Below are 21,044 nucleotides of genomic sequence, written 5' to 3'. Positions count from 1 at the left end.
GCCCCGGCCTATGGAATCAAGCCGGACCATGTCTTGGACCGATCAGCTGTGCGTCCGTAGCGTGCTGTGCATGGCTCTGGCAACGCGGACGGACCGGCGGCCGTCCTTCGCACGCACCGTGTGGGACTCCACCGTCGGCAAGAAGACCGTGATGGCGGTCAGCGGTCTGATCATGCTGCTGTACCTGGTCGTCCACATGATCGGGAACCTGAAGATCTTCTTCGGGGCGGGCGAGTTCGACCACTACGCCCACTGGCTGCGCACCGTCGGCGAGCCGTTCATGCACTACGAGTGGACGCTCTGGCTGGTCCGCGTCGTGCTCGTGGCCGCGGTCGTCGCCCACGCCGTCTCCGCGTACCAGCTCAGCCGCCGCGACATCCGGGCACGGCCGGGCAAGTACGCGCACAGGAAGGCGCGGGCGAGCTACGCCACGCGCACCATGCGCTGGGGCGGGATCATCCTCGGCCTGTTCATCGTCTGGCACATCCTCGACCTGACGACCGGCACCGTGCACCCCGGCTTCCGGCACGGCCACCCGTACCGGAACGTCGTGGACACCTTCTCCACCTGGTACGGCAACGTCGTCTACATCGTCGCGATGCTCGCGCTCGGCCTGCACGTCCGGCACGGCTTCTGGAGCGCCGCCCAGACCCTCGGCGTCGGCAGCCGCACCCGCGACCGCGCCCTGAAGACCCTCGCGAACGTCCTCGCGCTGCTGCTCACGGCCGGCTTCATCGCCGTACCCGTGGCCGTCATGACCGGAGTGGTGAGCTGACATGACCTCTTACGCGGACTACGTGACCGGCGAGCCGGTCGTCGACGCCAAGGCGCCCTCCGGCCCCGTCCACGAGCGGTGGGACAAGCGCCGGTTCGAGGCCAAGCTGGTCAACCCCGCCAACCGGCGCAAGCACACGGTGATCGTCGTGGGCACCGGCCTCGCCGGCGGCTCCGCCGGGGCCACCCTCGCCGAACAGGGCTACCACGTCGTCCAGTTCTGCTACCAGGACTCGCCGCGCCGCGCCCACTCCATCGCCGCGCAGGGAGGCATCAACGCCGCGAAGAACTACCGCAACGACGGAGACTCCGTCCACCGGCTGTTCTACGACACCGTCAAGGGCGGCGACTTCCGGGCCCGCGAGTCCAACGTCCACCGGCTCGCGCAGATCTCCGTCGAGATCATCGACCAGTGCGTGGCCCAGGGCGTGCCCTTCGCCCGGGAGTACGGCGGACTGCTCGACACCCGGTCGTTCGGCGGCGTGCAGGTGTCCCGCACGTTCTACGCCCGCGGCCAGACGGGACAGCAGCTCCTCCTCGGCGCGTACCAGGCGCTCAGCCGGCAGATCGCCGCGGGCAACGTCGAGATGCACCCGCGCACCGAGATGCTCGACCTCATCGTCGTCGACGGGCGGGCGCGCGGGATCGTGGCGCGTGACCTCGTCACCGGCAGGATCGACACGTACGTCGCCGACGCGGTGGTGCTGGCGTCCGGCGGCTACGGCAACGTCTTCTACCTGTCGACGAACGCCATGAACTCCAACGCCACCGCCGTCTGGCGGGCCCACCGGCGCGGCGCGTACTTCGCCAACCCGTGCTTCACCCAGATCCACCCGACGTGCATCCCGCGCACCGGCGACCACCAGTCCAAGCTGACGCTGATGAGCGAGTCGCTGCGCAACGACGGGCGGATCTGGGTGCCGAGGGCGAAGGGCGACCGGCGGCCCCCGAACGAGATCCCCGAGGACGAGCGCGACTACTACCTGGAGCGCATCTACCCGTCCTTCGGCAACCTCGTACCCCGGGACATCGCCTCCCGCGCCGCGAAGAACGTCTGCGACGAGGGCAGGGGAGTAGGCCCCGGCGGCCAGGGCGTGTACCTGGACTTCGCCGACGCCATCGCGCGGATGGGACGCAAGGCCGTCGAGGCCAAGTACGGCAACCTCTTCGACATGTACCAGCGGATCACCGACGAGGATCCGTACGAGGTGCCGATGCGGATCTACCCCGCCGTGCACTACACCATGGGCGGGCTGTGGGTCGACTACGACCTCCAGACCACCGTCCCCGGCCTGTTCGCGATCGGCGAGGCCAACTTCTCCGACCACGGCGCCAACCGGCTCGGCGCCTCCGCGCTGATGCAGGGACTCGCGGACGGCTACTTCGTCCTCCCCTCCACCATCAACGACTACCTGGCCCGCAACCCGCACCACGAGGCGGTCACCGACGAACTCCCGGTCGTCCAGGAGGTCCTGGCCGACACCCAGGACCGGCTCAACCTGCTGCTGTCCGTCGACGGCGACCGCACCCCCGACTCCTTCCACCGCGAAGTCGGCGAACTGATGTGGGAGTTCTGCGGCATGGCCCGCACCGACTCCGGACTGCGCAAGGCCCTGGAGCGCATCCCGCAGATCCGCGAGGAGTTCTGGCGGCGCATCAAGGTGCCCGGCACCGGCGAGGAGTTCAACCAGTCGCTGGAGAAGGCCAACCGCATCGTCGACTACCTGGAGCTCGCCGAGCTGATGTGCCTCGACGCGCTGCACCGCGAGGAGTCCTGCGGCGGCCACTTCCGCGAGGAGTCCCAGACGCCCGACGGCGAGGCCGCCCGCAAGGACGAGGAGTTCTCCTACGCCGCCGCCTGGGAGTTCACCGGCACCGGCGCGGCTCCCGTCCTGCACAAGGAAGACCTGGTCTTCGAGTACGTCCACCCCACCCAGCGGAGCTACGCATGAAGCTCACCCTGCGCGTCTGGCGGCAGCGCAACGCCGACGCCGACGGCACGATGTCCACGTACGAGGTGGACGGGATCTCGCCCGACATGTCCTTCCTGGAGATGCTCGACACGCTCAACGAGGAACTCATCGTCAAGGGCGAGGACCCCGTCGCCTTCGACCACGACTGCCGCGAGGGCATCTGCGGCGCGTGTTCGCTCGTCATCAACGGCGACGCGCACGGCCCCGAGCGGACCACCACCTGCCAGTTGCACATGCGCTCGTTCAAGGACGGCGACACGATCGACGTGGAGCCGTGGCGGGCCTCGGCGTTCCCGGTGATCAAGGACCTGGTCGTCGACCGGTCGGCGTTCGACAGGATCATCCAGGCCGGCGGGTACATCACCGCGCCGACGGGGGCGGCCCCCGAGGCGCACGCCACGCCGGTGCCGAAGCCGGACGCCGACCTCGCCTTCGAGCACGCCGAGTGCATCGGGTGCGGGGCGTGCGTGGCGGCCTGCCCCAACGGGGCGGCGATGCTGTTCACCTCCGCCAAGATCAACCACCTGAACGTGCTGCCGCAGGGGGCGCCGGAGCGAGAGACGCGGGTGCTGGACATGGTGGAGCAGATGGACGAGGAAGGGTTCGGGGGATGCACGCTCGCGGGGGAGTGCGCCACCGCCTGCCCGAAAGGCATTCCGTTGATGTCCATCACCAGCATGAACAAGGAGTGGTTGCGGGCCGCGCGGAAGGTGAAGCGGTAGCGCCGCTGTGAGGACGGCCGTTGGGCGGCTGCGGGTGGGTCGTGGCCGGTCGCGCGGTTCCCCGCGCCCCTTGCGGGGCGTCGTCACACGCCGGGATCGGCCAGGAGGGGCCCCAGGGGGCCCAGGTCCAGGTTGAGGTCGCTGCGGCGCAGGCCGTGCTGTGCGCAGAGTTCGTCCATCCGCTCGTCCAGCAGCATCAGCGCGGTGCCGAGCCGGTCCTCCTGCTCGGCGCTGAGCGTGCCCTCGTCGAAACGGCGCACCGCCTGGCGTTCCATGAGCTGCCGCAGCAGTTCCACCACGGTCAGGACCAGGGCCGCCAGGTCGTTCGTGACCCGCTCGGGATCGAGGTCCAGCGCGTGGGTGCGCGGCGCGGTCACAGCGGCCCGCTGTCCGGCCACGGCGCGGGGACCCGCTCACTGACCGACGCCAGCAGGGCGTGCAGGGAGATCCGCACCAACGGCACGTCGGCGATGGCCAGCACCAGGTCACCGCTGACCACGACACCGGTGGCCAGCACCCGGTCGAGCAGGTCGACGAGCGGCACCCCGACGGGCGCATACGGGTCCGGGCCGTCCCAGGGCACCGCCGTGCGGCCGGCACCGCCGGCGACCGGTACGGTCATGCGCCGGCCTCCTTCCGCGCGGCGTACTCGTTCTCGTCCGTCCGGGCGAAGGAGTACGGGATCCAGGGCCCTGACATGGTGACCTCCACGGCGGACCGCCGGGCGGCGCGGGCCAGTTCGCCGACGGCCCGGACGAACTGCTCACGCCGTCCGTCGTCGACCAGGTAGGCCGCGTTGAGGAGCTGGGGGACGCCGCGGCCGCTCAGCTGCTCGCTCTGCGGCCGGTGCCGGGTCGCCGCGACGGCGTACCGTCGCAGCTCCCGGTCGACGGCATGGGCCCGTACCAGGGCCTGCTCGCGCTCCTCACGCTCGGTACGCCGCCGGGCGCTCGCCCGCCGCAGGTACGACCGGCCGTCGAGCGGTCCGTCGCCGGTGGCGGCCGAGGCCGGCGCGATCACCGGGCCGTGCACCTTCACCGCCCACTCGGTGCGGTCGCGCAGCCGGTCCAGCACGGCGCGCAGGGAGGCCTCCCGGGCGGTCACGGCCCGTACCGCGTTGTCGTCGTCCAGGTACAGCGTCGCCATCGGCAGGGGGACGGCCGGGCCCGCGCCCGCCGCCGTCTGCACGCCCCGGTGGTGGGCACGGGCGCAGCGCTCCAGCTCGTCGGGCCGGTTGAGCCGCTCGGCGAGCGCCTCCTCGCGGAAGGCCGCCGCGGGCACGTCCTGCACGACCAGGTGCAGCGGACCGGCGGCGAGGACACGCAGCGGACCGCCGCCGTCGTGGCCCGGCGTCGCCGCGCACACCCCGTCCGGCACCGGGGTGTCCGTCACGGCGAAGACACAGGTGAGGGTGGGGCCGGGCAGGGCCGGCGGTGCCGCGTCCGACCGGTCCGCGGAGAGGGTGCTCATCGGGTCGCCTCCGTGGTGTCGGGGTCGGCTTCTCCCAAGGCCTCCAGCCGGGCGCGCAGCCGCGCGTTCTCCTCGCCGAGCGCGTCCCGCGCGGCGCGCGAGGACAACGCGGGATCCGTCTCCCACCAGTCGATGCCCGCCTTCTTGGCGGTCTCGACCGAGGCGATGAACAGGCGCAGACGGATGGTGAGCAGTTCGATGTCGAGCAGGTCGATCTTGATGTCGCCCGCGATGACGATGCCCTTGTCCAGAACGCGTTCGAGCAGGTCCGCGAGGCTCCCGCTGGGCGGCCCGGCGGGCAGTGTCTCCGGTCCCGCGGGCCAGGTGCCGAGGTCGGTCACGAAGCGCCCCCGCGGTGGTGGCCGGTGTACCGGACGGGGCTGTCGAGGCGTGCCAGCAACCGTTCCTCCTCTTCCTCGAAGGCCGCCTCGTCGATGGCGCCCTCCTCCAGGGCCCGGTTGAGCGCCGCCAGCCGGGCCTGCACCGCACGCGGGTCGCCCGTCTGGCGCCGGGCCTCCTGGAGCAGGTGGTCGGCGACCCAGAGCGTGCCGCGCACCGGGGCCAGGGGCAGCAGCAGGAGCCCGCTCACGAGTCCCACCGCGTCACCGGCCTGCCGGAGCGGACGGCGCGTCGACGAAGCTGTAGCACGGCAGCGGACCGGTCACGCCGAGCGTCAGCCGGTCCCCGACGGCACGTGCCCGCTCCGCCACGGCCTGCCGGAAACGCTCCTCGTCGGCGGAGCGCACCAGGAACGACGTGCTCAGCACCTGCTCGTCGTCGACCGGGCCCTGCACCGAGCGCACGGCGAGCGGGCCCAGCCGTGCCAGGACGTCCCGGGCCGCGCTGCGGGCCTCACGCGCGACCCCCTTGGCCAGCGCCTCGCCGAGCCGTACGTTCGCCTCGTAACCGGGACGCTCGCGCGTCCGGCGGGCGAGGGCGCGCAAGGCCTCGTCCCTGCGTACCAGGTCGGCGAAGTACCCGGGCACCACGGTGCCCTTCACGTTCAGCTCGACACAGTCCCGGACCGCGTCGAGCTGGGCCGCCAAGTGGGCCCGGTCGGAGCGCAGTTGGCCGCACAGCGCCTGCGCGTCGGGGGTGAGGACGGCGAACCGCATGGGCAGGACGGGCCCCTGGGCGAGGAGTTCCCCGAGCACCGCCTGGTGGGCCGTCAGGTCGCGTCGCCGCGCCCGGACCGACGCCGGGGCGTCCGAGACCGCCGCGCACAGCCCGCCCTCGGTCAGCAGCCGCACCTCCGCCCCGGCCACCCCGGGGGCACGCGGAGTCCGGATGCCCGCGGGGGCGATGCCGTAGACGTACAGGGTGCCGAGCGTGCCGGCGGTGGTGAGGGCGGCGGTGGCCGTCACGGTCAGTCCTCCTCGGCCTTGCGGCGCCGGGGCCGCGGGCGGTCGTCGTCACTGCGGCGCTTGCGCGCCGGCCGTGCGGCGCGCTCGGTAAGGGCGTCGTCGGCGTCGTCGCGCGCGGTGTCGTCCGCCTCGTCGTCGCCCTGGTCCGGGGTGAGCACGTCGCGCACCTTGTCGGTCAGGGAACGGGCGGTGCGCTTGGCACCCGCCTTGCCGACGGTTCTGGCGACCGGACCGCCGAACAGCTCGGGGACGGTCTTGGACCGCGAGTCGTGCTCGAGGTCCAGGCGGTTGCACGCCTCCGCGAAGCGCAGATACGTGTCGACGCTGGCGACCACGATGCGGGCGTCGACCTTGAGGATCTCGATCCCGACCAGGGAGACGCGCACGAAGACGTCGATCACCATGCCGCGGTCGAGGATCAGTTCCAGCACGTCGTAGAGGGTTCCGGCGCGGGGCGCACAGACGATCTCGTCGCTGTAGACGGTCATGCGGCGGTCCTTCCCGTGGGCGGTTTCGACGGTCCGGTCACTGGTCCTGGGCGCCGCGCCGGAAGCGCGCGACCCGGCGGTACTGCACCAGCTCGCCCGCCGCGTCCAGTTCCACCCGGTACGTCGCGAGCAGACTCGTGGTGTCGGGGATGCGGGCCAGTTCGAGCACGTCGACGTCGACGACCCAGCCGTCGTCCTCGCCCCGGCACACCGCGGACACCCCTTCGAGGCGGTGGCGGATCAGCTCCGTCAGCTCCCCGGCGGCCCGCCGGCCCGCCTCCCCGGCTCCGCGCACGGGACGTCGCCGCTTGGTGGACGGGGCCGAGCCACCTCGTCGCCCGTCGGCTCCGGCTTCTGTCATGCAGCTCACTCTGGCCGCACCGGCCGGTGGGCGCGTGCGCAGCTAGGCCATCCGGGCCGTGCGCCCCGGGCGCGAGCCGTTCAGCAACCTCACACCCGTTCTCTCTGCACATGACACGCGAAGGTCAGCCGGCATCGGAAGAACAGAGTCGTACGACCGCACGACACCGCTCAGCGCCCCGCACCGCCTCACCGACCGGCCCGTGACCAGGAGAGTGCCATGACCGGCGTACTGACCGCCGACCTCCCCGCGCAGCCCGCGGCCCCCACCCGCTACACCGTCGCCCTCGCCCGGAACGAGGAGGACGTGCGCGCCGCCCAGCGGCTGCGGCACGACGTCTTCGCCGGGGAGATGGGCGCCCTGCTGGCCGGCCCGCAGCCGGGCCTGGACGCCGACGCGTTCGACGCGTACTGCGACCACCTGCTCGTCCGGGAGGAGACGAGCGGCCAGGTCGTCGGCACCTACCGGCTGCTGCCGCCGGAGCGCGCGGCGGTCGCCGGGCGGCTGTACTCCGAGGGCGAGTTCGATCTGACCGCGCTCGACGGGATCCGGCCGCAGCTCGTCGAGGTCGGCCGCTCCTGCGTGCATCCCGACCACCGTGACGGCGCGGTCATCAGCCTCATCTGGGCAGGCATCGCCCGCTACATGGTCGACCGCGGCCACGAATGGCTCGCCGGCTGCTGCTCCGTCCCGCTCGCCGACGGCGGCGCCCTCGCGTCCGCCACCTGGGACCGGGTCAGCGAAAGGCACCTCGCGCCGGAGGAGTACCGGGTGCGGCCGCTGCAGCCCTGGGCACCGGGCCCCGCACCCGCCGCCCGCGTCGAACTGCCCGCCCTGCTGCGCGGCTACCTGCGCCTGGGCGCCTGGGTGTGCGGCGCACCGGCCCACGACCCGGACTTCGGCGTCGCCGACCTGTACGTGCTGCTGCCGATGAGCCGCGTCAACGGGCGCTACCTGCGCCACTTCCTGTCCCTCGTGCCGGCCTGATGAGCGCCTGGCTGCCCACCGCACCCTGCACGCCCGAGGCCTGTGTCCGGGCACCGGCGGCCGTGCGGGCGCGGGACGTGCCGCGTGCCGTGCTGCGGCTCGGCGCGGTCGTCCTGCTGCTGCTCGCGGGGATCGCCCTGACGCCCCTCGGGGCCCGGATCCCGGCGTCGCTCATCGGGCGCTGGTGCCGGTGGATCGTACGCGCCGCCGGTGTCCGGGTCCGTATCACCGGCGCCGCCGCCCCCACCGGCGGACTGCTGCTGGTCGCCAACCACATCTCCTGGCTGGACATACCGCTGCTCGCCGCCGTGCGTCCCGCCCGGATGCTGGCCAAGACCGAGGTGCGGCGCTGGCCCGTGGCCGGCGCGCTGGCCGCGCGCGGCGGCACCCTGTTCATCGAACGGGACCGGCTGCGGGCCCTCCCGGACACCGTCGCCCGGATCGCCGGGGCACTGCGCCAGGGCACCGCGGTCGCGGCCTTCCCCGAGGGCAGCACCTGGTGCGGCCGGGCCCAGGGCACCTTCCGCCGGGCCGTCTTCCAGGCCGCCCTGGACGCCGGGGTACCGGTCCAGCCGGTCCGGCTCGGCTACCGGCTCGGGGACGGCACGACCACCACGGCGCCCGCGTACGTCGGCGCGGACACCCTGCTCGCCTCCCTGTGGCGGGTGGCGACGGCCCGCGGCCTGGTCGCCGAGGTCGAGGTCCGGGACCCGATCCCGCCGGGCACCGGCACCGACCGCCGCGCCCTGGCGCGCGCCGCCCAGCCCCCGGAGACGACGGCACCGTCGTGGACGCACACCGTGCTGGTGGCGTAGGCGGCCGCCCCCGGTGCGCTCAGGCGATTCCGGGCCGCCGGCCGGCGGACCCGGACAGCGTGCGGGCCAGATACGGTGCCGTCCGGCTGTCCGTCGCGCGTGCGACCTCGCGCGGCGGGCCCGCCGCCACGATGCGACCGCCCGCGTCGCCGCCGCCGGGGCCCATGTCGATCACCCAGTCCGCGCCCGCGACGACGGACATGTCGTGCTCGACGACGACCACGGTGTTCCCGGCGTCCACGAGGCCGTGCAACTGGCGCATCAGGACGTCCACGTCGGCCGGGTGCAGTCCGGTCGTCGGCTCGTCGAGGAGGTAGAGCGTGTGGCCGCGCCGGCCGCGCTGCAGCTCGCTCGCCAGCTTGATGCGCTGCGCCTCGCCACCGGAGAGCTCGGTCGCGGGCTGGCCGAGCCGGAGATAGCCCAGGCCGACGTCGAGCAGGGTGCCCAGGCTGCGGGCCACGGCCGGGGTGTCCGCGAAGAACTGCGCCGCGCCCTGCACCGTCAGATCCAGCACCTGCGCGATGTTCCGCCCCCGGTACGTCACCTCCAGCGTCGGCGGGTTGTACCGCGCCCCGCCGCAGTCCGGGCACGGCGCGTACGTGCTCGGCAGGAACAGCAGCTCCACACTGACGAACCCTTCACCCTGGCAGGTCTCGCAGCGCCCGCCCGCCACGTTGAAGGAGAACCGCCCGACGCCGAAACCGCGTGCGCGGGCCCCGTCGGTGGCGGCGAACACCTTGCGCACGACGTCGAAGAGGCCCGTGTAGGTCGCGAGGTTCGACCGCGGGGTGCGGCCGATCGGCTTCTGGTCGACCGAGACGAGCCGGCCCACCCCCGCCGACTCCTCGGTGATCTCCCCGATCAGCGTCGACTTGCCCGAGCCGGACACCCCGGTGACCGCGGTGAACACGCCGAGCGGGAACTCCGCCGTCACCCCGTGCAGGTTGTGCCGCGTGGTCGGGCCGGTCTTGAGCCGGCCGGTCGCCTCGCGCACCTTCCGCGCCGGGGCGGGGGAGTGGTCGAACAGGTAGCGTGCCGTCGCCGACTCCGCCACTGCCGCCAGCCCGGCCACCGGGCCGCTGTGCAGCACCCGCCCGCCGTGCTCGCCCGCGCCCGGACCCACGTCGACCAGCCAGTCGGCGCCGCGCATCACGTCCAGGTGGTGTTCCACCACGAACACCGAGTTCCCGGACGACTTCAGCCGCTCCAGCACCGTCAGCAGCGCCTCGGTGTCCGCCGGGTGCAGCCCGGCCGACGGCTCGTCGAGGACGTAGACGACGCCGAACAGGCCCGAGCGCAGCTGGGTGGCGAGCCGCAGGCGCTGCAGTTCGCCCGCGGAGAGGGTGGGGGTGGGCCGGTCGAGGCTGAGGTAGCCGAGGCCCAGCTCGACGACCGGCGCGATGCGGGATCTCAGGTCGTCGGTGAGGACCCGGGCGGCCTCCGAGGTCGCGTCGAGACCGGCGGCCAGCTCCACCAGCGGCAGCGCCGCCAGCTCGGCGATGGTCCGGCCGCCGAACGTCACCGCCATGGCCTCGGGACGCAGCCGGGTGCCCCCGCACGCCGGACAGGGCGCGCTGGTGAGGAACCGCTCGGCCTTGGCCCGCAGGGTCGGGCTCCTGGAGTCCGAGAACGTCTTCATCACGTACCGGTGGGCGCTCATGTACGTTCCCTGATACGGACGTTGGATCCGGTCGGCGTCCCGCACAGGGTGCACGGTGACCACCGGCTGTTCGTCCGTGAACAGGATCCACTCCCGGTCGCCCGCGGGCAGCTCCCGCCAAGGCCGGTCCACGTCGTGGCCGAGCGCGTCGAGGATGTCCCGCAGGTTCTTGCCCTGCCAGGCGCCCGGCCACGCCGCGATCGCCCCGTCCCGGATCGACAGCGACGGGTCGGGGACCAGCAGCTCTTCGCTGGTGCGGTGCACCCGCCCGAGCCCGTGGCACTCCGGGCAGGCCCCCACCGCCGTGTTGGGGGAGAAGGCGTCGGAGTCGAGCCGCTCGGCGCCGGGCGGGTAGGTACCGGCCCGCGAGAACAGCATCCGCAGGGAATTGGAGAGGTTGGTGACCGTGCCGACGGAGGAGCGCGAGGTGGGCGCCGCCCGGCGCTGCTGGAGCGAGACGGCCGGCGGCAGACCGGTGATCTCCCCGACCTTCGGCGCGCCGACCTGGTGGATCAGCCGGCGTGCGTACGGCGCCACCGACTCGAAGTAGCGGCGCTGCGCCTCCGCGTAGATCGTGCCGAACGCCAGCGACGACTTGCCCGAGCCGGAGACGCCGGTGAACACGGCCACTATGTCCCGGGGGAGGTCGACGTCGACGCCCCGGAGGTTGTGCTCTCGGGCTCCGCGGACACGGACGAACGGGTCATGGGGGTCGCGGTCGTGCATGGAAGACGACTCTAACCGGAGGTGATCGCGGCCAGCCGCCGGTAGGAGTGCAGCAGGGCCTCACGGTCGTAGGTGCTGGTGGTGACCAGTACCTCCTGCGCGCCCGTCTCCTTCAGCAGGGTCTCCAGCTCGTGCGCCACCTGCTCCTCGGTGCCGGCGATGTGGCCGTTCAGTCCGGATTCGTAGAAGTCGCGCTCCTTGCCCGTCATGGTGAGTGCCTCCACGCGCTCGGCGGGCGGCAGTGGTGGGAAGGTGCCGTGGGTGCGGGAGTGCGCCATGGACCAGGCCTCGGGGATCAGCAGCCGCCGGGCCGCCTCGGGGGTGCCGGCCACGGCGACGGTGCCCGAGACGACGACGTAGGGCTCCGCGGCCCAGGGGGAGGGGCGGAACGACTCGCGGTACGCGTCGATGCCGCGCCGCATCCGGTCGCGGTTCCTGAGGTCGCCGATGACCATGGGCAGGCCGGCGCGGGCGGCGATGCCGGCGCCCTCGCCCATGGCCAGGACGAACGGCGGTACGGTCAGGCCCTCGGCGGGCCGCGCGTGCACCCCGGTGGGGGAGGTGCCGCGGAACCAGCCGAGCAGCTCCGCGAGCTGGGCCTCGAAGTCGTCGGCGTGGTCCTTGTCACGGCCCAGGGCCCTGCGCACTCCGCCCGTGAAACCGACGGACCGGCCGAGACCCATGTCGATCCGCCCGGGGAACAGCGACTCCAGCACGCCGAACTGCTCGGCCACGACCAGGGGACGGTGGTTGGGCAGCATCACCCCGCCGGTGCCGACCCGGATGGTCCGGGTCGCGCCCGCCACGGCCGCGGCCAGCACCGTCGGCGCGGAGCCGGCGACCCCGGGCACGCCGTGGTGCTCCGAGACCCAGAACCGGTGGTAGCCGAGCCGCTCCAGCTCCTGTGCGAGCCGCAGGGTGTCGCGCAGCGCCTCGGGGTGGGTGTGCCCCTCGCGGGTGCGGGAGCGGTCGAGGACGGACAGACGCACGGAATCCATATCCGGTTCTACGCCGGGCGGGGCCGCCCGTATTCCGCCGCCCCGCCTCGCCCACCGCCGAAAAAACGAGGTGACCGGGCCCGGGCTGGCCAGGACACTGTTCCGGTACCCGTAGCGAAAGGCGGCCGACCGTGACCGTCCCCAACATCCTGCTCTCCGGCATCGTCGGATCGACCGCCTACGGACTGGCCCGCCCCGGCTCCGACATCGACCGTCTCGGCCTGTTCGCCGCGCCGACCGAAGAGCTGCACGGTCTGCGCCGGCCGAAGGAGTCACACGTCAGCACGGCGCCGGACCGCACCCTGCACGAGGCCGCCAAGTGGTGCCGGCTGGCCCTCGGCGGCAACCCGACCGCGATGGAGCTGGTGTGGCTCCCGGACGACCTGTACGAGATCCGCACGCCGCTCGGCGACGAACTCATCGGCATACGTACGGCGTTCCTGAGCGCCAAGCGTGTACGGGACGCCTATCTCGGTTACGCCACCCAGCAGTTCCGGCGACTGGAGGCACGCGGCGACGGCTCGTTCTCCGCCGACACCCGCAAGCGCACCGCCAAGCACGCACGGCACCTCAAACGGCTGTGTGCGCAGGGCCTGGAGCTGTACACCACCGGGCGGCTGTCGATCCGCGTCGAGGACCCGGACGAGTACCACGCCTTCGGCGAGCGCGTCGCCGCCGACCCGTCGGCCGCCCTGCCCCTGCTCAGGCACTACGAGGCCGCGTTCGACGAGGGCCCCACGGCACTGCCGGACGAACCCGGCGAGGCGCCGGTCGAGGCCTGGCTGCGCCGGGTCCGGGCCGGTTTCTGGGCGCAGGCGCGCTCAGCCGTCGGGGCGTAGCAGGCCGCGTTCGCAGGCCTTCACCAGGTTCTGCGGTACGAGGTGCCGGACGCCGTCCACGGTGACGGGGACCAGCGCCGGTGTGGCCGCCTTCCACTGGGCGCGGCGGTGGCGGGTGTTGCTGCGGGACATCTTCCGCTTCGGGACGGCCATGGGGGTCTCCTCCTCGGTGGTCGGGCACTGAGACGCTACATGAAAATGGATCCCATTAACAGTATGCGTCCCGGTGCTCGCCACCGCTGCCCCGGCGAGGTGCCTCAGTCGTCCGCGCCCACGAGCATCCGCACCTCGAACTCCTCGTGCGTGGCGGGATCCTCGCCCGGGCCCCGGTCCAGCACCGTGCCGAGCCAGCCCAGCAGGAAACCCGCGGGGATGGAGACGATGCCGGGGTTCTGGAGCGGGAACCAGGCGAAGTCGGCCTCGGGGTAGAACGAGCCCGGGGCCGAGGAGACGACGGGGGAGAAGACGGCCGGCAGGACGGAGCAGAACAGCCCGCCGTACAGGCTGAGCAGGGCCCCCTTCGCGCTGAAGCGCCGCCAGAAGAGGGTGTAGACGATCGTCGGCAGGATCGCGGACGCCGCGATGGCGAAGGCCAGGAAGGCGAGCGTCGCGGTGTTCGCCCCCCGGGCGACGAGGGCCAGCAGGATGCCGAGGACCCCGATGACCGCCCCGGACAGCCGGGCGACGGTCAGCTCCTCAGTCTCGCCGGCCCGGCCCCTGCGGATCACCCCGCCGTACACGTCGTGGGCGAGGGAGGAGGCCGCGGCCAGGGTGAGTCCGACCGCCACGGCCAGCAGCGTCAGATACGCCAGACAGGTCAGCAGCGCGGTCAGGACACTGCCGCCCAGCTCGTGCGCGAGCAGCAGGACGGCGGCGTTGCCGGTGCGGTCCGTGCTCTCGATGGCGTCCCGGCCCAGCAGCGCGGTGGCGCCGAGCCCCAGGACACCGGCGCCGAGGCAGACCGCCCCGACCAGTCCGACGGCCCACACCACCGAGGAGCGCAACACCCCGGCATTGCGCGGGGTGAGCAGCCGCATCAGCACATGGGGCAGGGCGGCGAGGCCCAGCACGATGGCCAGTTCCAGGCTGAGGAAGTCCAGCTTGTTGCTGACCGTGCCGCCGTAGCGCAGCCCGGGCTCCAGGAAGCTCAGGCCCGAACCGCTGCGCTCGGACGCCCGCTCCAGCAGCGCGCCGGGGTTCCAGTCGAAGCGGTGCAGCACCCAGCCCGCGGTGAACAGCACGCCCGCCACCAGCATCACGGCCTTGATGATCTGGATGACCGTCGCGCCCGGCATGCCGCCGAGAGAGGCGTACAGGATCACGAACACACCGATCACGACCACGCACAGGGTGCGCGTGGTGCCGCTCGGCACACCGGTGAACTGGGTCAGCAGGGCCACACTGCCCACGAGTTGGGCCACCAGGTAGAGCGTGGCGATCGCCAGGACGCACACCGCCAGCGCCACCCGGACCGGCCGCTGCCGCCGCGGCAGGCGCAGCGCCACGGTGTCTCCGAGCGTGAACCTGCCCGTGCGGTGCAGGGGTTCGGCGATCAGCAGCAGCACCGTCATCCAGGCGACCGTGGTGCCGCCGAGGTACATCAGCCCGTCGTACCCGGTCAGGGCGACCAGCCCGGTGCTGCCCAGCAGGGTGGCGGCGGACAGGTAGTCACCGCACAGGGCGAGACCGTTGCGCAGCGGCGACATGGCACGGTCGCCGAGGTAGAACTCACTGATCTCGTCGCGCTGAGGCGCCGTCAGCAGGGCAGTGAACAGGGTGATCACGACCACGGTCAGGAACAGGACGAACGTCAGCTGCAGACTGCTGTCGTCGATGGCGGCGGCGCTCACCACGTGCGGAACCCCCGCGACCCGTGCCGGAGCGGCCGCTGCCCCGCAGTCTGCGGCGGCGGCGCCGAACGGGCACGGCGGCTCTCGGTCTCGCGCAGCCGGGACCGCAGCCCGCGGGCGAGCGGATCCACCCGGGTGCGCATGTGCCGCACATGGCACCGGACGGTCACGCCCATGAGGACGAACTGCCCCAGCCCGAGGACCAGTCCGACCGTGAGACGGCCGAACAGCGGCTGGTTCATCACCGCCGGCACGAAACTCGACAGCAGCACGTACAGCAGGAATCCGCCGACGGACAGGACGGTCGCCCGGACGCCGAACCGGCGCTGCGCACGGCGCAGGGAGTGAAATTCGGGATGGTCGGATATACGAGACGGCGCAGTGTGTTCGATGTGCGGAAGCGGGAATGCGGGAATGTCGTCCCGTTGCGGAGAGAATTCGGGCACAGGCGCACCTTCTTCGCTGCATCGTGCCCCGCACTCGACCCCGAGGGGTCAGTGGACGCGTCCGGTTTCCGGGCAGGGTGAAGGGGCGCCGGACGCGGGATGGGGGTGCGGGCTCTGTGGGGGGCGTGAATCCGTAAAACTGAGAGCGGAGTATGTCAGTGCTGTGCTTTAGACATCAACTGTGAGGGCCTGATTCACCGGTGCCCATGGCTTGTTCACACCCCGCCGAACAGTACGGGCCATTTCCCGGTTCACGCTGTCCCGCATGCGTTTAGGGTGGGCGGTGTGAGTGACGACCGCAGCACGGCCCCGCTGGCCGTGTTCGACCTGGACAACACCCTCGCCGACACCACGCACCGGCAGGGCTTTCTGCAGCGCAGGCCGAAGGACTGGGACGGCTTCTTCTCGGCGGCGCCGCAGGACCCGCCCGTCCCGCAGGGCGTCGCCCTGGTCCGGGAGCACGCGCAGCAGTGCGAGATCCTCTACCTGACCGGGCGGCCCGAGCGCTGCCGGCGCGACACCCTCGACTGGCTCCGGGCGCAGGGCCTGCCCGAGGGACGCGTGTACATGCGGCGGGACGCCGACCGGCGCCCCGCCCGGTTCACCAAGCTGGAGATCCTGCGGCGGCTGGCCCGCACTCGCGAGGTCCGCGTCCTCGTCGACGACGACGAACTGGTCTGCGCCGACGCCCGCCGCGCGGGCTTCACCGTCGTACGGGCCGACTGGGTGACCCGGTCCGCCGAGATGAAGGCGGCGCAGGAGCGCGAAGGGCGGACCTGAGCACTACTGCGTCTCGTCGAGCCGGAAGCCCACCTTGAGCCCCACCTGCCAGTGGGCGATCCGACCTTCCTCGAGCTGGCCGCGCACCTGCGTCACCTCGAACCAGTCCAGGTTGTGCAGTGTCCGGGAGGCCCGGTCGATGCCGTTGCGGATGGCCTGGTCGACGCCGTCCGGTGAGGTGCCGACGATCTCCGTGACCCGGTAGGTGTGGTTCGACATGCCGCTGCTCCTCTTCCAGTGACGTTCCGGTGACGGGAGTGTCACGGTCCTTCCACCGTGCCCCAGGCGGCGGCGATGCGCGAGACGTCGTCTCCCGGCCTCGCCGCCACCCGGGCCTCACCGGGTCAGCGCGCCACGCTCAGCGACAGCGCGAACCGGCCCGGAGCGTCCGTCCACCAGTGGGTCAGGTCGAGGCCCACCGCCGACAGTTCGGCGCGCACGCCCTCCTGGCGAAACTTCGCCGAGATCTCGGTCCGCATCTCCTCACCCGCGGCGAAGTCGACGGCGAGATCGAGCGCCGGCACCTTCACCGTCTGTGCCCTGCGCGAGCGCAGCCGCATCTCGATCCATTCGTGCTCCGCGTTCCACAGCGCCACGTGGTCGAACGCGCCGGGATCGAAATCGCCGCCCAGCTCGCGGTTGATCACCGACAGCACGTTCTTGTTGAACGCGGCAGTCACCCCCGCCCCGTCGTCGTACGCCCGGACCAGCACCTCCTCGTCCTTGACCAGGTCCGTGCCCAGCAGCAGGGCGTCCCCCGGGGCGAGCAGGGCGCGTACGGACGTCAGGAACGCGGCGCGTTCGGCGGGGAGCAGATTGCCGATCGTGCCGCCGAGGAACGCCACCAGCCGCGGCCCCGGTGTGTCCGGCAGGGTCAGCTCCGCGGTGAAGTCGGCGATCAGCGCGTGCACGTCCAGGCCCGGCCGCTCGGCGGCGAGTGCCTCCCCGGCCTGGGTGAGGGCGCTCTCACTGACGTCGACCGGGACGTAGGTGTGCAGGTCGGTGAGGGCATCGAGCAGATGCCGGGTCTTCTCCGAGGATCCGGAGCCGAGCTCGACCAGGGTGCGCGCCCGGGTCGCCGCGGCGATGTCCCCGGAGCGCGCGAGGAGGATCTCCCGCTCCGCGCGCGTCGGGTAGTACTCCTCCAGTTCGGTGATCTTCTCGAACAGGTCGCTGCCGTGCGCGTCGTAGAACCACTTCGGCGGCAGTGACTTGGGGCGGCCCGTCAGACCCCGGTGGACGTCGGCGCGCAGCGCGGCGTCCGTGGCGTCCTCGGGCAGGGTGCGGGTGAGGTGGAACGGGCTCACGTACGGGGCTCCTTCGGTGAGACGGGTACGAAGGCGTCGGCCGGCTCCTTCAGCGGCGTCAGCAGCACATCGGTGCGGCTCGCCGCGAGGAGGGTGCGGTCGGGGACCTCCCGCCAGTACGGATCGTCGTCGTAGGGCTCGGAGGCCACGACGGTGCCGCCGCCGGGCCGGGTGAGGTACCAGAGGGTGTCGCCCCAGGCGGTCGCGGTGATCGTGTCGCCGTTGGTGAGGAGGAGGTTCAGCCGGGAACCGGGGGCCGCGGCGGCGACCTCCAGGACGGTGTCCGCCAGCGCCTGGCCCTCCTCGTCGCCGCCGCGCAGCCGGGCCAGCACCAGCGCCCACACGAGCGCCGAGTCGTTGCGGGCCTCCAGGGACAGCAGGTCCTCGTGCGGCAGCGTCCGGGAGACGGCGGCCAGCGAGCCGGGCCAGCCCTTCACCGCCCCGTTGTGGCTGAACAGCCAGCTCCCGGCGGCGAACGGGGCCGCGGCGGCCTCCGCGTCCGCTCCCGACAGGGTCGCGTCCCGCACCGCCGCGAGCAGCGCCGTGGACCGTACGACCCGGGCGAGATCGGCGAAGGAGAGGTCCGCCCAGACCGGCCCCGCCCGGCGGTAACGCGCCGGCACCGGGTCGCCCTCGGCGTACCAGCCCACGCCGAACCCGTCGGCGTTGACCGTCCCGTACTTCTGGTGCCGGGGCGCCCACGACTGCCGGTACAGCCCGTGCGGGGGCTCGACCAGGAGTCGGCCCAGCGCCTCCGGCGGTCCCACGTACGCCACATGACGGCACATCAGACGTCCTCCGACCGGGCCGTGCGGAACCCGGAGAAGATCTGCCGGCGGATCGGGTAGTCCCAGTTGCGGAACGTGCCCCGGCAGGCCACCGCGTCCACGGCGAACGAACCACCGCGCAGCACCTTGTACTCGGGCCCGAAGAAGACCTCCGAGTACTCCTTGTACGGGAACGCCTTGAAGCCGGGGTACGGCAGGAAGTCGCTCGCCGTCCACTCCCACACATCGCCGATCAACTGCCGTACGCCGAGCGGCGACTCACCGGCCGGGTAGCTCCCGGCGGGCGCCGGACGCAGGTGCCGCTGGCCGAGGTTGGCGTGCTCGGGCCCCGGCTCGGCGTCGCCCCACGGGTAGCGCATCGAACGGTCGCCGGCCGGGTCGTAGCGGGCGGCCTTCTCCCATTCGGCCTCCGTGGGCAGCCGGCGTCCCGCCCAGCGGGCGTAGGCGTCGGCCTCGTACCAGCACACGTGCAGCACCGGCTCGTCCGGTGGGACGACCTCGGTGACGCCGAACCGGCGCCTGAGGAACTGCTTCCCGTCGCGCCGCCAGAACAGCGGGGCGTCGATGCCGTGCCCGCGGATGTGCGCCCAGCCGTCGGCCGCCCACCAGCGCTGGTCGTCGTAGCCGCCGTCCTCGATGAACGCCTGGTAGGCACCGTTCGTGACCGGCGTGGTGTCGATGCGGAAGGGCGCCACCTCACGCCGGTGCGCGGGGCGTTCGTTGTCCAGCGCCCAGGGCTCGGCGGAGGTGCCCATCGTGAACGGGCCGCCCGGGACGAGTACTTCAGAGGGGCCGGTGAACAACGGCGCCGGCTCCGGGTCGGGTGCCGTCAGGGCCTGCGGACCGGTGCGCAGCTGATGGGTGATCAGCATGGTCTCGTCGTGCTGCTGTTCGTGCTGCGCGATCATCCCGAAGGCGAAGCCGGCCTCCGTCAGCCGCGTCCCGTGGAACGCGTGCGACTCCAGCACGTCCAGCGCCCGGCCGCGCACGTCGGCCGCGTAGGCGCGGGCCTCGGCGGGCGACAGCAACGGCAGCTTCGGCCGCTCGGAACGCGGGTGTTCGAAGGCGTCGTAGAGGCCGTCTATCTCGGGGCGTATCGCCTCGTGCCCGGCGACGGCCCGCAGCAGCCACTGCTCCTCCTGGTTGCCGATGTGCGCGAGGTCCCACACCAGCGGCGACATCAGCGGCGAGTGCTGTGCGGTGAGGTCGGGCTCCTCCACACAGCTCGTCAGCAGGGTGGTGCGCTCGCGGGCGACGACGAGTGAGGCGACCGCCCGCTCACGGAGCACCTCGGGGTCGACGGTCCCGGCGTCGACAGCGGATTCGGTGTCGGTCATCGGCGGAAGTCCTTCCCGTGCGCGCGACCGTCGGCGCCGCGCTGTCGGTCGAGCAGGTCGTCGGCGGGACAGCGGCCCAGGACGACGTAGCGGTCCAGATAGGCCGTGACGGCCTCGACGACGTCGGGGCCGGCGCCGAGCCGGGGCAGGGCCTCCAGCGCGGTCGTGAAGCACGTGACGGCGACCTCGCGCAGTTCCGCGTCGGCCAGACCGCCACGGGCCGCGTCGAGCCACAGCGGGTTGTGCGGCGCGGGCAGCCCCAGCGTCCGCTCGGCCAGTGGCTTCACGGCCCGGTAGACGGTCTCGGTGGCCTCAGGATCGTCGAACAGGGCCGCCGTCACGGCCAGCGGCACGACCCAGCCGTCGTCGCCGGGCTGCGCGTCGATCATGCGCAGTTCGAGATGGCCACGCGGCCTGACCGGCGGGAACAGCGTCGTGACGTGGTAGTCGAGATCCTCCCGGGTGGGCGGCCGGGGCTCGCCGGTGCGGATCCAGTCCCGGAGGCTGAGCCCCTCGGGGACGTCCCAGGGGCCGCCCTCCCGCCGTATGCACATCACGGGGGAGTCCAGCACGTGCCGGGCCCAGGCGCCGCGCGGGTCGGTGTCCAGCCGCGGTCCGCCCGCCCGGCCGGCGCCGATGCGGGTCCACACCAGCTGCCGGGTGGACAGCCAGCCGGTCGGCCGGTTGCCGGCGAGCGGGGAGTTGGCGAACGCGGCCACCAGGACCGCGCCCAGGTGATGGGCCAGCCACCAGCGCCGCACCAGGCCGAGCGGCCCGGGCTCCTCGTGACCGGCGTCCAGGCACACCTGCACGGAGGCGGACGTGCACATCATGGCGCGGCCGGCGGGGCCGGTGCGGTCCAGGCACGCCTCCATGGCGTCGTAGCGCGGTTCACGCAGGTAGCGGCGGGGTTCGTGCCAGGGATCCTGGCCGAGGCCGACGAGGCAGAGGCCGTCCTTGCGCAGCACGGCGCGGACGGCGTCCAGGTCGGCGGAGACGGTGGCGACGACCTCCGTCAGGGAGGCGGCGGGGGGCGAGCTCAGCTCCAGCTGGCCGCCGGGTTCCACGGTGAGCGCCGACCTCAGGGGAACGGTGCGCAGGGCGGCGTAGGCCGCTTCGAGCCGTTCGGGTGTGACGGGGAGCTGCGGTGCGCGCAGCTCGTGGACGAGCCATTCCACCTCGACACCGAGGCGGCGTGGCGGGCCGGTCTTGAAACAGATGCCGCGGACGAGAGCCTCGACCTCGGCTTCGGACAGTGAGGTGCGTGGCCGGGTACAGCCACCTACCGAATCGGACATGTCGGGATCCTCCTGAGATTCCACCATGCCACCGGTCCGGGCTCTTCGGCGGCCCGGGCCG

General features: G+C 72.7%; 25 protein-coding genes. 7 read left to right on the top strand and 18 right to left on the bottom strand.

Annotated features, from left to right (window positions below; genetic code table 11):
• The first annotated feature begins 70 nt into the window (after positions 1-70).
• Genes ACFZDI_RS14505 through ACFZDI_RS14495 form a run of 3 tightly spaced genes read left to right on the top strand, consistent with a single transcriptional unit; the run spans position 71 to position 3,469 of the window.
• The gene (locus ACFZDI_RS14505) at positions 71-775 is read left to right on the top strand and encodes a succinate dehydrogenase (protein WP_391250504.1); all 705 of its coding nucleotides are present in this window, start codon (positions 71-73) and stop codon (positions 773-775) included.
• Position 776: 1 nt separating this feature from the next.
• On the top strand, positions 777-2,726 hold the full coding sequence (locus tag ACFZDI_RS14500) for a fumarate reductase/succinate dehydrogenase flavoprotein subunit (RefSeq protein ID WP_391250501.1): 1,950 nt from the start codon (positions 777-779) through the stop codon (positions 2,724-2,726).
• Positions 2,723-3,469 carry a succinate dehydrogenase/fumarate reductase iron-sulfur subunit gene (locus tag ACFZDI_RS14495; RefSeq protein WP_234749664.1) on the top strand — a complete coding sequence of 249 codons (747 nt, stop codon included), beginning with the start codon at positions 2,723-2,725 and terminating at the stop codon, positions 3,467-3,469. The genes ACFZDI_RS14500 and ACFZDI_RS14495 overlap by 4 nt, the downstream gene beginning before the upstream one ends.
• 83 nt (positions 3,470-3,552) lie before the next feature.
• Here ACFZDI_RS14495 and ACFZDI_RS14490 read toward each other — a convergent pair whose 3' ends face one another.
• Genes ACFZDI_RS14490 through gvpO form a run of 8 tightly spaced genes read right to left on the bottom strand, consistent with a single transcriptional unit; the run spans position 3,553 to position 7,152 of the window.
• A complete protein-coding gene (locus ACFZDI_RS14490; protein WP_003994569.1) occupies positions 3,553-3,846 on the bottom strand; it encodes a gas vesicle protein K in 294 nt (97 codons plus the stop codon).
• Positions 3,843-4,091, bottom strand: a complete 249-nt coding sequence (locus tag ACFZDI_RS14485) for a gas vesicle protein (protein ID WP_234749666.1) — start codon at positions 4,089-4,091, stop codon at positions 3,843-3,845. The genes ACFZDI_RS14490 and ACFZDI_RS14485 overlap by 4 nt, the downstream gene beginning before the upstream one ends.
• Positions 4,088-4,939 carry a GvpL/GvpF family gas vesicle protein gene (locus ACFZDI_RS14480; protein ID WP_391250496.1) on the bottom strand — a complete coding sequence of 284 codons (852 nt, stop codon included), beginning with the start codon at positions 4,937-4,939 and terminating at the stop codon, positions 4,088-4,090. The genes ACFZDI_RS14485 and ACFZDI_RS14480 overlap by 4 nt, the downstream gene beginning before the upstream one ends.
• Positions 4,936-5,280: a gas vesicle protein gene (locus ACFZDI_RS14475; RefSeq protein WP_234749670.1), complete on the bottom strand. Its 345-nt coding sequence runs from the start codon at positions 5,278-5,280 to the stop codon at positions 4,936-4,938. The genes ACFZDI_RS14480 and ACFZDI_RS14475 overlap by 4 nt, the downstream gene beginning before the upstream one ends.
• Entirely contained in the window at positions 5,277-5,537 is a 261-nt protein-coding gene (locus tag ACFZDI_RS14470) for a gas vesicle protein GvpG (protein WP_234749672.1), read from the bottom strand. The genes ACFZDI_RS14475 and ACFZDI_RS14470 overlap by 4 nt, the downstream gene beginning before the upstream one ends.
• Before the next feature lie 4 nt (positions 5,538-5,541).
• Positions 5,542-6,309, bottom strand: a complete 768-nt coding sequence (locus ACFZDI_RS14465; protein WP_391251117.1) for a GvpL/GvpF family gas vesicle protein — start codon at positions 6,307-6,309, stop codon at positions 5,542-5,544.
• The gene (locus ACFZDI_RS14460; protein ID WP_234749676.1) at positions 6,306-6,791 is read right to left on the bottom strand and encodes a gas vesicle structural protein GvpA; all 486 of its coding nucleotides are present in this window, start codon (positions 6,789-6,791) and stop codon (positions 6,306-6,308) included. Before ACFZDI_RS14460 ends, ACFZDI_RS14465 begins: the two co-directional genes overlap by 4 nt.
• 37 nt (positions 6,792-6,828) lie before the next feature.
• Positions 6,829-7,152, bottom strand: coding sequence for a gas vesicle protein GvpO (gvpO, locus tag ACFZDI_RS14455; protein WP_391250490.1), 324 nt, complete (start codon positions 7,150-7,152; stop codon positions 6,829-6,831).
• A 219-nt stretch (positions 7,153-7,371) separates the two neighbouring features.
• On the opposite strand from gvpO, the gene ACFZDI_RS14450 reads away from it, so the two are divergent.
• Together ACFZDI_RS14450 and ACFZDI_RS14445 are read left to right on the top strand one after the other, a co-directional pair.
• On the top strand, positions 7,372-8,139 hold the full coding sequence (locus ACFZDI_RS14450; protein WP_234749680.1) for a GNAT family N-acetyltransferase: 768 nt from the start codon (positions 7,372-7,374) through the stop codon (positions 8,137-8,139).
• On the top strand, positions 8,139-8,954 hold the full coding sequence (locus ACFZDI_RS14445; protein ID WP_234749682.1) for a 1-acyl-sn-glycerol-3-phosphate acyltransferase: 816 nt from the start codon (positions 8,139-8,141) through the stop codon (positions 8,952-8,954). The genes ACFZDI_RS14450 and ACFZDI_RS14445 overlap by 1 nt, the downstream gene beginning before the upstream one ends.
• Positions 8,955-8,973: 19 nt before the next feature.
• Here the strand turns inward: ACFZDI_RS14445 and ACFZDI_RS14440 are convergent, their stop codons facing one another.
• Both ACFZDI_RS14440 and ACFZDI_RS14435 read right to left on the bottom strand, forming a co-directional pair.
• On the bottom strand, positions 8,974-11,340 hold the full coding sequence (locus ACFZDI_RS14440; protein WP_391250485.1) for an ATP-binding cassette domain-containing protein: 2,367 nt from the start codon (positions 11,338-11,340) through the stop codon (positions 8,974-8,976).
• Between the two features lie 11 nt (positions 11,341-11,351).
• Positions 11,352-12,338, bottom strand: a complete 987-nt coding sequence (locus ACFZDI_RS14435; protein ID WP_391250482.1) for an MsnO8 family LLM class oxidoreductase — start codon at positions 12,336-12,338, stop codon at positions 11,352-11,354.
• Between the two features lie 131 nt (positions 12,339-12,469).
• Between ACFZDI_RS14435 and ACFZDI_RS14430 the strand changes: the two genes are divergently transcribed.
• Positions 12,470-13,177: a DNA polymerase beta superfamily protein gene (locus ACFZDI_RS14430; protein ID WP_391250478.1), complete on the top strand. Its 708-nt coding sequence runs from the start codon at positions 12,470-12,472 to the stop codon at positions 13,175-13,177.
• On the opposite strand, the gene rpmF is transcribed toward ACFZDI_RS14430, so the two are convergent.
• From rpmF to ACFZDI_RS14415, 3 genes are all read right to left on the bottom strand, one after another.
• Positions 13,160-13,330: a 50S ribosomal protein L32 gene (gene rpmF, locus ACFZDI_RS14425; protein WP_234749690.1), complete on the bottom strand. Its 171-nt coding sequence runs from the start codon at positions 13,328-13,330 to the stop codon at positions 13,160-13,162. The genes ACFZDI_RS14430 and rpmF overlap by 18 nt on opposite strands.
• Positions 13,331-13,434: 104 nt before the next feature.
• A complete protein-coding gene (locus ACFZDI_RS14420) occupies positions 13,435-15,030 on the bottom strand; it encodes a cation acetate symporter (protein WP_391250474.1) in 1,596 nt (531 codons plus the stop codon).
• A complete protein-coding gene (locus tag ACFZDI_RS14415; RefSeq protein WP_391250472.1) occupies positions 15,024-15,473 on the bottom strand; it encodes a DUF485 domain-containing protein in 450 nt (149 codons plus the stop codon). Before ACFZDI_RS14415 ends, ACFZDI_RS14420 begins: the two co-directional genes overlap by 7 nt.
• A gap of 285 nt (positions 15,474-15,758) precedes the next feature.
• On the opposite strand from ACFZDI_RS14415, the gene ACFZDI_RS14410 reads away from it, so the two are divergent.
• Entirely contained in the window at positions 15,759-16,253 is a 495-nt protein-coding gene (locus ACFZDI_RS14410) for an HAD family acid phosphatase (RefSeq protein ID WP_234749696.1), read from the top strand.
• 3 nt (positions 16,254-16,256) lie between these two features.
• Here the strand turns inward: ACFZDI_RS14410 and ACFZDI_RS14405 are convergent, their stop codons facing one another.
• The 5 genes from ACFZDI_RS14405 to egtA form a co-directional block, all read right to left on the bottom strand.
• Positions 16,257-16,472, bottom strand: a complete 216-nt coding sequence (locus ACFZDI_RS14405; RefSeq protein WP_234749698.1) for a dodecin — start codon at positions 16,470-16,472, stop codon at positions 16,257-16,259.
• 125 nt (positions 16,473-16,597) lie between these two features.
• A complete protein-coding gene (gene egtD / locus ACFZDI_RS14400) occupies positions 16,598-17,560 on the bottom strand; it encodes an L-histidine N(alpha)-methyltransferase (RefSeq protein WP_391250468.1) in 963 nt (320 codons plus the stop codon).
• Complete coding sequence (egtC, locus tag ACFZDI_RS14395) at positions 17,557-18,348, bottom strand: ergothioneine biosynthesis protein EgtC (protein WP_391250466.1); 792 nt, start codon at positions 18,346-18,348, stop codon at positions 17,557-17,559. The genes egtD and egtC overlap by 4 nt, the downstream gene beginning before the upstream one ends.
• On the bottom strand, positions 18,348-19,685 hold the full coding sequence (gene egtB, locus ACFZDI_RS14390; protein ID WP_391250464.1) for an ergothioneine biosynthesis protein EgtB: 1,338 nt from the start codon (positions 19,683-19,685) through the stop codon (positions 18,348-18,350). Before egtB ends, egtC begins: the two co-directional genes overlap by 1 nt.
• Positions 19,682-20,983: an ergothioneine biosynthesis glutamate--cysteine ligase EgtA gene (gene egtA, locus ACFZDI_RS14385; protein ID WP_391250462.1), complete on the bottom strand. Its 1,302-nt coding sequence runs from the start codon at positions 20,981-20,983 to the stop codon at positions 19,682-19,684. Before egtA ends, egtB begins: the two co-directional genes overlap by 4 nt.
• Positions 20,984-21,044 lie beyond the last annotated feature (61 nt).

The organism is Streptomyces sp. NPDC007907 (assembly GCF_042959365.1).
GTDB classification, from domain to species: Bacteria; Actinomycetota; Actinomycetes; order Streptomycetales; family Streptomycetaceae; genus Streptomyces; species Streptomyces indiaensis.
The sequence above is the reverse complement of the archived record's forward strand: the minus strand, read 5'-3'. Positions and strand labels throughout refer to the sequence as shown.

Excerpts from the sequence above, each read along its gene's own strand:
- gvpO (WP_391250490.1), bottom strand. The coding sequence starts at position 7,152 with ATGACAGAAGCCGGAGCCGACGGGCGACGAGGTGGCTCGGCCCCGTCC.
- ACFZDI_RS14500 (WP_391250501.1), top strand. The coding sequence starts at position 777 with ATGACCTCTTACGCGGACTACGTGACCGGCGAGCCGGTCGTCGACGCC.
- rpmF (WP_234749690.1), bottom strand. The coding sequence starts at position 13,330 with ATGGCCGTCCCGAAGCGGAAGATGTCCCGCAGCAACACCCGCCACCGC.
- egtB (WP_391250464.1), bottom strand. The coding sequence starts at position 19,685 with ATGACCGACACCGAATCCGCTGTCGACGCCGGGACCGTCGACCCCGAG.
- ACFZDI_RS14405 (WP_234749698.1), bottom strand. The coding sequence starts at position 16,472 with ATGTCGAACCACACCTACCGGGTCACGGAGATCGTCGGCACCTCACCG.
- ACFZDI_RS14480 (WP_391250496.1), bottom strand. The coding sequence starts at position 4,939 with ATGAGCACCCTCTCCGCGGACCGGTCGGACGCGGCACCGCCGGCCCTG.
- egtC (WP_391250466.1), bottom strand. The coding sequence starts at position 18,348 with ATGTGCCGTCATGTGGCGTACGTGGGACCGCCGGAGGCGCTGGGCCGA.
- ACFZDI_RS14450 (WP_234749680.1), top strand. The coding sequence starts at position 7,372 with ATGACCGGCGTACTGACCGCCGACCTCCCCGCGCAGCCCGCGGCCCCC.
- ACFZDI_RS14445 (WP_234749682.1), top strand. The coding sequence starts at position 8,139 with ATGAGCGCCTGGCTGCCCACCGCACCCTGCACGCCCGAGGCCTGTGTC.
- ACFZDI_RS14505 (WP_391250504.1), top strand. The coding sequence starts at position 71 with ATGGCTCTGGCAACGCGGACGGACCGGCGGCCGTCCTTCGCACGCACC.
- ACFZDI_RS14435 (WP_391250482.1), bottom strand. The coding sequence starts at position 12,338 with ATGGATTCCGTGCGTCTGTCCGTCCTCGACCGCTCCCGCACCCGCGAG.
- egtA (WP_391250462.1), bottom strand. The coding sequence starts at position 20,983 with ATGTCCGATTCGGTAGGTGGCTGTACCCGGCCACGCACCTCACTGTCC.
- ACFZDI_RS14485 (WP_234749666.1), bottom strand. The coding sequence starts at position 4,091 with ATGACCGTACCGGTCGCCGGCGGTGCCGGCCGCACGGCGGTGCCCTGG.
- ACFZDI_RS14460 (WP_234749676.1), bottom strand. The coding sequence starts at position 6,791 with ATGACCGTCTACAGCGACGAGATCGTCTGTGCGCCCCGCGCCGGAACC.
- ACFZDI_RS14495 (WP_234749664.1), top strand. The coding sequence starts at position 2,723 with ATGAAGCTCACCCTGCGCGTCTGGCGGCAGCGCAACGCCGACGCCGAC.
- ACFZDI_RS14440 (WP_391250485.1), bottom strand. The coding sequence starts at position 11,340 with ATGCACGACCGCGACCCCCATGACCCGTTCGTCCGTGTCCGCGGAGCC.